Source organism: Lentzea sp. NPDC003310, from assembly GCF_040610935.1.
Classification (GTDB): Bacteria; Actinomycetota; Actinomycetes; order Mycobacteriales; family Pseudonocardiaceae; genus Lentzea.
The window spans coordinates 15,801-27,335 of record NZ_JBEXNC010000005.1 but is presented as its reverse complement, the minus strand read 5'-3'; the positions used below and the strand labels follow the sequence as shown (position 1 = coordinate 27,335).

At 70.5% G+C, this 11,535-nt stretch carries 8 protein-coding genes; 6 read left to right on the top strand and 2 right to left on the bottom strand.

Going from position 1 to position 11,535, the window contains the following annotated elements:
- Positions 1–83 precede the first annotated feature (83 nt).
- Together ABZX02_RS10220 and ABZX02_RS10215 are read left to right on the top strand one after the other, a co-directional pair.
- Positions 84–950, top strand: coding sequence for an RNA polymerase sigma-70 factor (locus ABZX02_RS10220; RefSeq protein WP_355296784.1), 867 nt, complete (start codon positions 84–86; stop codon positions 948–950).
- Positions 951–1,016: 66 nt separating this feature from the next.
- Positions 1,017–1,763, top strand: a complete 747-nt coding sequence (locus tag ABZX02_RS10215) for an SDR family oxidoreductase (RefSeq protein WP_355296782.1) — start codon at positions 1,017–1,019, stop codon at positions 1,761–1,763.
- Between the two features lie 355 nt (positions 1,764–2,118).
- Here the strand turns inward: ABZX02_RS10215 and ABZX02_RS10210 are convergent, their stop codons facing one another.
- Together ABZX02_RS10210 and ABZX02_RS10205 are read right to left on the bottom strand one after the other, a co-directional pair.
- A complete protein-coding gene (locus tag ABZX02_RS10210; RefSeq protein ID WP_355296780.1) occupies positions 2,119–5,070 on the bottom strand; it encodes a hypothetical protein in 2,952 nt (983 codons plus the stop codon).
- Positions 5,071–5,175: 105 nt separating this feature from the next.
- Positions 5,176–7,848: an AAA family ATPase gene (locus ABZX02_RS10205; protein WP_355296779.1), complete on the bottom strand. Its 2,673-nt coding sequence runs from the start codon at positions 7,846–7,848 to the stop codon at positions 5,176–5,178.
- Between the two features lie 107 nt (positions 7,849–7,955).
- Between ABZX02_RS10205 and ABZX02_RS10200 the strand changes: the two genes are divergently transcribed.
- The 4 genes from ABZX02_RS10200 (at position 7,956) to ABZX02_RS10185 (ending at position 11,485) form a co-directional block, all read left to right on the top strand.
- Entirely contained in the window at positions 7,956–8,402 is a 447-nt protein-coding gene (locus tag ABZX02_RS10200; protein ID WP_355296777.1) for a VOC family protein, read from the top strand.
- Positions 8,399–9,745 (top strand): NAD(P)/FAD-dependent oxidoreductase, encoded by a 1,347-nt coding sequence (locus tag ABZX02_RS10195; RefSeq protein WP_355296775.1) that lies wholly within the window; start codon positions 8,399–8,401, stop codon positions 9,743–9,745. The genes ABZX02_RS10200 and ABZX02_RS10195 overlap by 4 nt, the downstream gene beginning before the upstream one ends.
- Complete coding sequence (locus ABZX02_RS10190) at positions 9,742–10,338, top strand: VOC family protein (protein ID WP_355296773.1); 597 nt, start codon at positions 9,742–9,744, stop codon at positions 10,336–10,338. Before ABZX02_RS10195 ends, ABZX02_RS10190 begins: the two co-directional genes overlap by 4 nt.
- Positions 10,339–10,516: 178 nt before the next feature.
- Positions 10,517–11,485: an NAD(P)-dependent alcohol dehydrogenase gene (locus tag ABZX02_RS10185; protein WP_355296771.1), complete on the top strand. Its 969-nt coding sequence runs from the start codon at positions 10,517–10,519 to the stop codon at positions 11,483–11,485.
- The last annotated feature ends 50 nt before the right edge of the window (positions 11,486–11,535 follow it).

Below are 11,535 nucleotides of genomic sequence, written 5' to 3'. Positions count from 1 at the left end.
GATCAGTCTGCCTCCCGTGGGTGGCGCCACAGCTCGCCCCTGCCCGATCGGCGCTACCGTTGCCATGAGGGAAGGGGTGGCGGATGACCCAGCGGCTCGACGAGGCCGAGGCGGTGTTCGCGGCGGCCAGGCCGAGGCTGTTCGGCATCGCGTACCGCATGACCGGCAGCGTGGCCGACGCCGAGGACCTGGTGCAGGAGGTGTGGCTGCGCTGGCAGCTCGCCGACCGCGCCGCCGTGCAGCACCCCGAGGCCTACCTCGCCACCGCGATCACCCGGCTCGCGATCAACGAGTCGCAGACCGCGCGGGCCCGCCGCGAGACCTACGTCGGCCCGTGGCTGCCCGAGCCCGTCGACACCGCGGCCGACCCGCAGGTGGGCGCGGAGCAGGGCGCGGTGCTGGAGCTCGCCGTGCTGATGCTGCTGGAGAAGCTGACCCCGACCGAACGGGCCGCGTACGTGCTGCGCGAGGCGTTCGACTACCCGTACCGCGAGATCGCCGAGATCGTGCAGACCAGCGAGGTCGCGACCCGGCAGCTGGTCAGCCGCGCCCGCAAGCACCTGGCCGACGAACGCCGCGTGCCCGTCGAGCGCGCGGACCAGCTGCGGCTGCTGGAGGCGTTCGTGGCGGCGGCGCAGGCAGGTGACCTGGCGGCGCTTGAGAAGCTCTTCGCGCAGGACGTCGTGAGCTGGTCCGACAGCAACGGCGCGATCCGCGCGGCCGGCCGTCCGCTCGTCGGCGCGGCCTCGCTCGCCAAGATCGTCAGCGGCTGGGCGCCGTCGTTCTGGGCGGGCGCCGAGATGGCGTTCGTCGAGGCGAACGGCGTGCCCGCCGTGCGGCTGCGCAAGGACGGCGCCACCTTCGCGGTAATCACCGTGGTGGCGTCCGCCGAGGGCATCGACCAGGTGTTGTGGCTGGTCAACCCGGAGAAGCTGCGCGCGTTCGAATAGGCCTGTCACAACTTCGGGGGCTGTCCTGTCTTAACTCGTGAACACCCACACGAGAGGGATGGACCCATGAGGATCGTTGTCATCGGCGGCACCGGGTTGATCGGCAGCCAGGTCGTGAAGCGGCTCGGCGAGCACGGCCACGACGCCGTGCCCGCGTCCCCGAACAGCGGCGTGAACACGCTGACCGGAGAGGGCGTCGAGGAGGTGCTGAAGGGCGCCGACGTGCTGGTGGACGTGTCGAACTCGCCGTCGTTCGCCGACGACGACGTGATGAACTTCTTCACCACGGCCACCACGAACCTGACCAAGGCCGCCGCGGCCGCCGGCGTCGGCCACTACGTCGCGCTGTCCATCGTCGGCACCGACGAGCTGCCGGAGTCCGGCTACCTGCGCGCGAAGGTGGCGCAGGAGAAGCTCATCCGCGAGTCCGGCCTCACGTACTCGATCATCCGCGCCACCCAGTTCTTCGAGTTCGCGGGCGCCATCGCGAACTCGGCCGAGCGGGACGGCGCCGTGCACCTCCCGCACGGTGGCGTCCAGCCGGTCGCCGCCTCCGACGTGGCCGCCGTGGTCGCGCGGACCGCCGCCACGGCGCCGGTCGGTGGTGTGCTGGAGATCGGCGGGCCGGAGGAGTTCACAATGGACGGTTGGATCCGCGCGGTGCTGACGCGGCGCGGGGACGCGCGCGAGGTCGTGAGTGACCCGGAGGCCCAGTACTTCGGGACCGCGCTGACCGGCAAGCAGCTTGTGCCGAACGAGGGGGCGCAGTTGCAGCCGACCAGCCTGGAGGCCTGGTTCGCCGCGGGCAACTGACGCCGCTCAACCCCGGAGGTTTCTCGCTGGCTTGGTGCGGCTGGACCGAGAAACCTCCTAGGGGAAGTTCACGTGTGTACAAGACGGGGTCTCCTGCTGTCCGCGGCGTTGCCGACGGCCTGCCTGGTGGCCTCTACCGCGGCGCGCTTGCGATCAACGACGCTGGCGTGGCGGTGGGCAGGTCCCGCGTAGACACCGCCTGCGAACACGGTGACCGCTACGACGACGCGGTGACCGAGGCACCCGGTCCTGCCGGAAAGACCACCAGGCTGACGTCGGGCAAACAATTCCAAGAATCGCTTGGAACACGAACTGGCTACGCTCCTCGAACCGCCCGGATGGCCGAACTGTTCGCTCAGGGCCAGCGTGCCTTGAGCACGGCAGTGCTCGACAACTCGCGTACCCGTTCGGAGGTGGCAAGGCTCGACAGCAGGCCCGGACGCCTGCGGTCGAACCTCATGATCCAGTCGCGGAACTCGGGTACCTCGAACTCAGGAGCGAATCGCCACAACCCTTCTTTGAGAGGCTTGTTGACGGCTTCCGGCATGGTGTCGGAAACAAAGGCGAGCAAGCTGTCCAGGTCTTGAAAGAGGGCTGCGGCGGAACGCATCGCTCCTGGCTCGGTCGAGGCCGCCGTTGCCAGGAGTCGCGTGATCGCGGCGCCACTGGCGTTGAAGCTTGCTTTCAGTTCCTCCAGAACCTCCGCCTCGTCGAGCGAGGACAGGTGATTGCGGTCCCAGCGGAGCCGACGCCATGAGGTTGATCTCTTCAACGGCGTGGGGCCGAGCAGGGTTATGACGGCGGCGATCGCAACGAGTATGAACAGCCCCTTCACCGCATTCTGAGCTTCCTCTGCGAACGGGAGGTTCGTGGACAGGACGATGGTGGTCGCGCCGCCGATCGCGGCGGCGGCGACACGTTGCGGACTGATGAGCAACGGTAGATGGTGACGTACCGAGCTGGTGACGGTGGTGTCCAAGCTCGAGCCGCGCAACGCATCGAACAGCTTCCGGTGTGCCAGCAACCACTTCCGATCGCAGATGGGCGAGATGGCGACGTACAGGATCACGGCGATCGGCCACGTCTGGAACCATGCGACTGCCAAACTGGTGAGGGCGTTGGCAACGTTGGTCTCGAGTAGAAGCACGATCGCCTTGACGAAGGTGACGACACCGCCGAAGCAGAACAGCATCGCTGTCAGCGTGAGGCCACCGGCTGAGATGCCCCAGCCTTGTCGCCCTAGTCGCCAGCGGGAGAAGCTGAGCGAGTAGGTGACGGAGACCGCCATGACTGCGGCCGCGATGGCCCAGGTGCCGGGTTCGATCTTGATGGCGGCCAAGGAATAGGTGAAGGCGATCGTGGCGGTGATGTGGCCGGCGTGGACCATGTCCTTGGTCGCGACTGCGAACGAGTTGGCACCGTTTGTCGCGATGGCCGCTCGCTCTGCGATCGCCGGCGCGACGCCGAACCCGAACGCCTGGGCGAGCAGACGCAAACGGGTGCTGAAGGGGACTGCGGTGAAGAAGTCGTCGGCTTCGGCGAGTTGGCGGAGTGACGGCGCGACGAGTATCCGGTTCGCCTTCATCGTGAGCATTCTGTCCACGATGGCGATCAGGGCACGCGTCCTTCCCAACGGAATGATCGTCACACCGGCCCGCTGCTGGGCCTGGCCGCCGCTCAGCATCGAGGCGCGGATGAACGCGTCGACCACTGTGCGCGTTGCGTCCGGCAGTTCGTTCACGCGTGTTCGAGACAGTCCTGCCTGCAGTACCTGCAAAGCGTGCAACGCCGCAGTCGGCCAGCGGAAGGTCGCTGGCAACGGAACTGCGTCTTCAGAAGTCGAGAGGCTCAGGGAGTTCGCTTCGTCGACCAGGATCGTCGTGACATCACGGACGAAGGTCGAGCGGAACGTGTCGTCTTCGCTGCGCAACGCGGCGACGAGCAGTGAACGCCACCGTTCGGACTCCAGAGCAACCACGAGTGAGTAGGGCTCACCTCCTCTCAAGAGGTGATCTGCGGCGAGGTGAGCGAGCACGACGTCGTTGCGGAACACGAAGACCCCGTGCTCGGCGTGGCCGAGCCCGGTGAGGGCCAACTGGTGTGTCTCCGCCGTCATCGTGTTCTGACTGGCCACGATGTTCTGGAACGCTGTCGCTTCTGCGCTGGTGCGCACGACGTCGACGGCAACACCCAACGAGTCGGCGTCGCGCAAGCACGCCTCGATGGTCGAAGCGACCATGTCACGTGCCGAGCCGGACGGGTCGATGGCGTCAATGCGCTCGGTCAGCAAAGCCAGGAGGTCGACATTGGTAGCAAGATCGCTCAGCGTGGGGTCGTTGTCGAGTCGGTGAAGCAGCATGGCGTTCACGGGCTTGTGCACGCCACGGCGTGCGAGCATTGCGCGTCGGGTCCGTGCCGTAGGAGTTGCGATTTCCAGGTGCGGCTCCTCGCCGCCGGGACTCGATCGAATGGCAACGATCGCCCGGTCGTTGGGTCTGCGGCTTACCAGGTGGGTCAGGGCGTCGATGTACTGCCGTTCTTGGTCGGCGGTCAGCGTCGAACCCAGATCGACGGCATAGGACCAGCGCCAGGATGCGTCGTCGAATTGGGCCGCGAGTAGGTCACGGAGGTGCAGATCAGGCCCCAAGGCCGTTAGGAGATGTTCGCGGACCGTCGCCTCTGTGATCGGCTCGACGATGTCAGTGACCTTGCCCAGGTCCACGTACAGAACCAGTTCATCGGGTCGGCGCATGTGGCTGATCTGGTTGGACGTGCGGCGGACGTACGCGCGCAGCGCTGTGCTTTTGCCGGAGCCCGCCGCCCCCTGCAACACGGTTATCTTGCCCGCGGCCAGCCTCGCCGAACTCAGTCGCCGCGGGCGGCCACCTGGTCGATCGGAGGGCCGGACACCGAACTCGACGTACTGACGTGGTTCCGATCCGGTCCGGCGCTCGGCCTGGACCACGAACTGTTCCACGCGCCGTGCGGCAGACACCATGAGTTGACGTTTGGCCGATGGGACCAGGATTGCGAGCAACGTGCCGCCGACGAGTAGGAGCAGGCCGACGCCGCAAACGATTCCGTACTGACGTCCGTCAGCCGAGAACGGCGACTTCTTCGCGAGCCAGAGCGCGGCTGCGGCCAAGATCGCCATGGTCCCGCCGATGAGCGCGATGATCCAGCCGATCATGGGACGGAACGACTTCTCGGAGTTCCTGCCGCGAATGTACTCGTACAGGAACATGAGCAGTGCGATCAGACCCCCGACGACGGAAAACAGGAGTCCGCCCAGGTTCAGGATTTCCACTTTTTGGCCTGTTCTCGAGAGCCTCGTTCATCCAGACTCTCTTGTCGACCGTTTCATGGAACCTGTTACCGCCGCTGGCTCTCTTTCCTGACTGATCCGTTCTTGTCAGAACCTCGCGTCGCGCAACTGCCGGCGCGAGGTCACGCCGACCTTCCCGAACACCTTGCGCAGGTGCCACTCCACGGTGCGCGGGCTGATGAACAACCGCGTCCCGATCTCCGGGTTCGAGAAGCCCTCCCGCGCCAGCCGCGCGATCTGGTACTCCTGCGCGGTCAGCTCGTCCGTGGGCTCGGCGCTCCGCTTGCGCGCCGTCTCGCCGGTCGCCTGCAGCTCCCGCGTCGCCCGGTCCGCGAACGCCGGCATGCCCGACTCCACCAGGAGTTCGTGCGCGGTGCGGAGGTGGTCGCGGGCCTCGACCCGCCGGCCCTCGCGGCGCAGCCACTCGCCGTGGAGCAGGTGCGCGCGGCCGAGTTCGCCGCGCAACTCGGTCTGCTCCAGGAAGGCGATCGACTCGGCGAACGCGTCGGTGTCGCCGTTCAGCGCGCGCAGGCGGGCCTTGAGGCCCAGAGACCACGGGGTGTCGACCCAGTCGGCGGAACTCGCCAGCGCCTCCGCGACCAGCGCGGTGTCACCGGTGCGGGAGGCGGCCTCGGCCAGTTCGGTCGCGATCAGGCCGCGGTAGACCAGGGTGTCGGTGGCGTTCACCCGCAGCGCGGCGTCGCGGGCCAGGTCGTGGCGGCCCAGTCCGTTGTGGAGGATCGCGAGCGCCCAGTCGGCGATCACCGCGAGCCTGCCCTGGCCCGCGGCCAGGGAGTCCGCGCGGACGCCGGTGGCCAGGTCCTCGCCGCGGAAGGCGGCCTGCAGCACGACGGCGTAGCCGACCGGCGGGGTGCCGGTGACCTCCGAGATGCGCTGGTCCTCCTCGATCAACGCCTGCGCGGCGGCCGGGTCGCCGGCGAGGAGTTCGTTGTCCGCCAGGAAGTTCAGCGCGAACTGCAGCTGCACGAGCGCGCCGGCGTCCCGGGACAGGCGGACCTGCCGGCGGGCGAACTCGCGGCGGGTGTCGAAGTCCCACAGCTCGCTCGCGACGATCCCGCCCGCGCGGTTTCCGAAGAGCCACGGCACGCGGCTGATGTCGTCGGCGCCGACCTTCAACGCCCGCACGGCGTCCAGCGCGCGCGTCATGGGCTCGACCGCCGCGGTGTAGCCGGCGGTGATGCGGGTCGTCAGCGCGTCGAGCACCAGGTCCAGGGCGCACGGCGGGGTGCGCGGCGGGGGAGCGGTGCGGGCCGCGTCGGCGAGCGGCGAGCCCGCCCAGATCGCGGCCGACAGCGCCTCCAGGTGCGTCTCGCGGGCGAGGTCGGCGTCGAACGGGGTGAGCCTGCGGGCCGCGCCGAACAGCAGCGGTGCGGCGTCGGCGACGCGGCGCTGGTCGAACGCGATGTGCCCGCGCAGGTGCTCGACCTGGGCGCTGCGGTGCTCGTCGGGCGGACCGGCCTCGACCGCCGACAGCAGCCGCAGCGAGGCCTCCAGCGCGCCCGCGTCGCGCTTGGCCCGCGCGGCGGCGAGCTCGCGGGACGCGCGGCGGCCGGGTTCCGGGGTCAGCACGGCGGCCTGTTCGAGGAACGCGGCCGCGGCCAGCAGACCGCCCCGGGCCTGCGCGCGGCCCGCCGAGTTCTCCAGCGCCGCCGCCACCTCCTCGTCCGGTGCGGCCGTGCCCTGCGCCCGGTGCCAGGCGCGCCGGTCCGGGTCGATCGCCGGGTCGGTCACGTCGGCCAGCGCCCGGTGCACGCGCTGCCGGTCCGCGGCGGACGCCGAGCGGTACACGGCGGAGCGCACCAGCGGGTGCCGGAACCGCACGCGGGCGCCGAACTCGATCAGCCCGGTGCCGAGCGCCGCGGCCGCCGGGTCGGCGCCGAGGCCGAGCAGTCCGGCCGCCTGCCACAGCAGCGTCGCGTCGCCGAGCGGCTCGGCCGCGGCGGTCAGCATCAGCAGCCGGGTGTGGGCGGGCAGCGGTTCGACCTGCCGGACGAACCCGGCCTCGATGCGGCTGGTCAGCGGTCCGGCGTCGAGCCCGTCGGCGAGCTCGGCGGTCGTCCAGGCGCGGGGCAGCTCCAGCAGGGCGAGCGGGTTGCCGCGCGACTCGGCGACGATCCGGTCGCGCACCCGTCCGTCCACCGGGCCCTTGATCACCGACTCCAGCAACGCGCGGGCGTCGGCGTCGTCGAGGCCGCGCACCTGCAGCTCGGGCAGTCCGTCGAGGTAGTCGTTGGTCTCGCGCAGCACGAAGACCAGCGCGATCCGTTCGGCGAGCAGGCGGCGGGCGACGAACCCGAGCACGGCCGACGACATGGAGTCGAGCCACTGCGCGTCGTCGACCAGGCACACCAGCGGCTGCTCGTCGGCGACCTCGGCGAGCAGCGTCAGCACCGCGAGGCCGACCATGAACCGCGTCGGCCGCGGCCCGGAGGCCATCCCGAACGCCGTGCCCAGGGCCTCGCGCTGCGGGGCGGGCAACCGGTCCAGCCGGTCGAGGAACGGCAGGCAGAGCTGGTGCAGCGCCGCGTACGGAAACGCGCTCTCGGACTCGACCCCGGCGGCCCGCGCCACCCGGAACCCCGAGGCCCGCGCCGACACGCGGTCGAGCAGCGCGGTCTTGCCGATCCCGGCCTCACCCCGCAGGACCAGCACCTGACCTGCACCGGACCGCGCCTGCACGAGCAGCTGGTCCAGGGCCTCGCCCTCCACGCGTCTGCCGAGCAGACCTTCCTCCGACACGGGTCGAAGCCTAACCACCAGGGACCGACCAGGGAGTTCCACGGGTTCGAGCGACCCCCGTGCGGGAGCAGTCTCGTGTCATCGGGACACACGAGAGAGGAACCGAGATGGACTACAAGTTCGAGGTGACCGTCATCCCGGTCAGCGACGTCGACCGGGCCGTGCACTTCTACAAGGCGCTGGGCTGGCGCTTCGACGCCGAGTTCGCCGACGACGAGGGCTACCGGCTGGTCCAGTTCACGCCGACCGGTTCGCCCGCCTCGATCATCTTCGGCACCGGCGTCTCGCACGCCGAGCCGGGCAGCGCCGAGGGCCTGCACCTCGTCGTCGACGACGTCGAGGCCGCCCGCGAGGACCTGATCGGCCGCGGCGTGCAGGTCAGCGAGGTCTTCCACGACAAGACCGGCGTCTTCCACCACGCGGGCACCGAGGGCAGGGTCGCCGGACCGGACCCCGCCCGCGCCAGCTACGGCTCGTTCGCCTCGTTCAGCGACCCGGACGGCAACGGCTGGGTGCTGCAGGAGGTCACGACGCGCCTCCCGGGACGTGTGTGATGGCCGTCGACTACGACGTGATCGTCATCGGCGGCGGATCGCCCGGTGAGCACTTCGCCGCCGCCGTCGCCGAGGGCGGCAAGACCGTGGCCCTGGTCGAGCGCGAGCTGCTCGGCGGCGAGTGCTCGTTCTGGGCGTGCATCCCGTCCAAGACCCTGCTGCGGGCCGGTGAGGTCCTGGCGGCGGCCCGGGAGGTTCCCGGCGCCCGCGAGGCGGTCACCGGCGAGATCGACGTGAAGGCCGTGCTGGCGTACCGGGACTTCATGGTCTCGTCCTACGACGACACGGGCGGCGAGAAGTGGGCCGAGAGCGCCGGGATCACCGTGCTGCGCGGTCACGGCCGGATCGCCGGGCCGGGCCGGGTCTCGGTCGGCGATCGGACCTACACCGCTCACGACATCGTGGTCGCCACGGGGTCGTCGGCGTTCCTCCCGCCCATCCCCGGCCTGAGCGACCTGGACGTGTGGACCAACCGCGAGGCCACCGGCGTCGAGGAGGTCCCGCGCCGGCTGCTCGTCCTGGGCGGCGGACCGGTGGGCGTCGAGATGGCGCAGGCGTTCCGGAGCCTCGGCTCCGAGGTCGCCCTGGTCGAGGGCCACGACCGGCTGCTGCCGCGCGAACCGGAGGCGGCGGGCCGCGCGCTCACCGAGGCGCTGGCCGCGGACGGCGTCGAACTGCACCTCGGCGTGCACGCCCGCCGGGCGTCGTTCGAGGACGGCGAGTACGTGCTGGACCTCCCGGACGGCACGCGGTTGCGCGGCGACAAGCTCCTCGTCGCCACCGGCCGCCGCCCCCGCGTCGAGGACATCGGCCTCGAGACCGTCGGGATCGAACCGGACCCGCGCGGCCTGCACACCGACGAGCGGATGAACGTGGCGGACGGCCTCTGGGCGGTCGGCGACGTCACCGGCCAGTGGAACCTGACCCACGTCGGCAAGTACCAGGGCCGGGTCGCCGCCGCGAACATCCTCGGCACACCCGCGCGCGTCGACTACACCGCCGTCCCCAGGGTCGTCTTCACGTCCCCGGAGGTCGCCGCGGTCGGTGCGGCGGAAGGGAAGCACACCGCCACCGCCCATCTGTCCGGCGTCGCGCGCACCGCCACCTACACCCGTGACTACGCGACGAAGCCCGGGTTTCTGACGCTCGTGTCCGACGGCGAGGTCCTCACCGGCGCTTACGCCGTCGGTCCGGAAGCCGGCGAGTGGCTGCAGCAGGCCACCGTCGCGATCCGCGCGAAGGTCCCGCTCTCCGTCCTGCTCGACGTCGTCCAGCCGTTCCCCACCTTTTCTGAGGCGTTCCTCAACGCGCTCCGCGACCTGGCGAAGGAAGTAGCGAAGTGAAGAAGCTCAGCGACGTCGACATGAAGCTCGAAGTCACCGTCATCCCCGTGACCGACGTGGAGCGCGCCAAGGAGTTCTACTCCGGGCTCGGCTGGCGCCAGGACGTCACGCCCCCGTGGGTCGTGCAGTTCACGCCGCCCGGCTCCGCCGCGTCCATCCACTTCGGTGCGGGCGTCACGACCGCGGAACCCGGTTCCGGCAAGCACTTCCTCATCGTCTCGGACGTCGTCGAGACGCACGAGGCTTTGCTCGCGGCGGGAGTGGAGGTCGGCCCGCTCTACCACCCGACCCCGGACGGCCCGGTCGAGGGCGCCGACCCCGAGCGCCGCAGCTACGTGACCCGCGCCGACCTGGTCGACCCCGACGGCAACACGTGGGTGCTGCAGGAGGTCACGACCCGCCTGCCCGGCCGCGTCGCCGCCGACGACACGTCGTACGGCTCGATCACCGACCTGGCCGCGGCGCTGCGCCGGGCGGCCGTGGCGCACGGCGAGCACGAGGCGCGCAACGGTGGCGTGCACGACGAGAACTGGCCCGACTGGTACGCCGAGTACATGGTCAAGGAGCAGACGGGCGAGCAGCTCCCGCTGTAGGTACGTGAAGAGAGCGCTGCGCGGAACGCCGAACCCCTCGGCGTTCCGCGCGCTTCGCGTTGCGCAGGACGCGGTTCCTCCCACCGCGGCGCGAGATGGGTGGGCTCCCTAGGGACCGTCCCTGATGTGCCGGGTGGTCGTCGCCGCTTACCTTCTCCCGCAAGCGAGGGAGGCCGCGATGAAGGCGATCGTCCAGGACAGGTACGGCTCGGCGGACGTGTTGGAACTGCGGGAGGTCGACCGGCCGGTGCCCGGTCCCGGCGAGGTGCTGGTGCGGGTGCGGGCGTCGTCGGTGAACGCCGCCGACTGGCACATCATGCGCGGCGACCCGTACTTCGCGCGGCTGGTCCTGGGGTGGAAGGGCCCGAAGGCGCGGATCCGGGGGATGGACTTCGCGGGCGTGGTCGAGGAGACCGGGCCGGGTGTGGGCGGCATGGTGCAGGTCGGGGACGAGGTGTTCGGCGAGGTCGAGGGGTCCTTCGCCGAGTACGTCCGGGTGCGCGCGGACCTGGTGCAGCACAAGCCGTCCACGCTCTCGTTCGAGCAGGCGGCGACGCTGCCGATGGCGGGCAACACGGCGTGGATGGGGCTGCGGGAGCTGCAGGCCGGGCAGAAGGTGCTGATCAACGGTGCGTCCGGCGGCGTGGGGCTGCTGGCCGTGCAGATCGCCAAGGCGCGCAAGGCGGTCGTCACCGGGGTGTGCAGCACCCGCAACGTCGACCAGGTCCGGTCGGTCGGCGCCGACCACGTCGTCGACTACCGCACCACCGACTTCACCCGGTCCGGGCAGCGCTACGACGTCGTGTTCGACCTGGTGGGGAACAGGTCGATGAGCGAGCTGCGGTCGGTGCTCACCCCGGACGGCACGCTGGTGCTCTCCGGCGGCGGCAGCTTCACCGGCGGTGTGCTGCTCGGGCCGTACCGGCTGATCTTCCAGGCCCGGCTCCTCGCGCGGTTCACCCGGCAGCGGCTCGTGGTGCTGGAGGCCAAGCCCAGCAAGGAGAACCTGGGCGCGCTGCGCGACCTGGCCGAGGCCGGGAAGCTCGTGCCGGTGATCGAGCGGACCTACCCGCTGACCGACGCGCCCGCCGCGATCCGGCACGTCGAGGCGGAGCACGCGCGGGCGAAGGTCGTCGTCACCGCGTGAGCGCCCCGGTCCGCTGAGCGGTAAATCCCTGGCTTTCGCACGCGAGGTGC

Excerpts from the sequence above, each read along its gene's own strand:
- ABZX02_RS10220 (WP_355296784.1), top strand. The coding sequence starts at position 84 with ATGACCCAGCGGCTCGACGAGGCCGAGGCGGTGTTCGCGGCGGCCAGG.
- ABZX02_RS10215 (WP_355296782.1), top strand. The coding sequence starts at position 1,017 with ATGAGGATCGTTGTCATCGGCGGCACCGGGTTGATCGGCAGCCAGGTC.
- ABZX02_RS10200 (WP_355296777.1), top strand. The coding sequence starts at position 7,956 with ATGGACTACAAGTTCGAGGTGACCGTCATCCCGGTCAGCGACGTCGAC.
- ABZX02_RS10185 (WP_355296771.1), top strand. The coding sequence starts at position 10,517 with ATGAAGGCGATCGTCCAGGACAGGTACGGCTCGGCGGACGTGTTGGAA.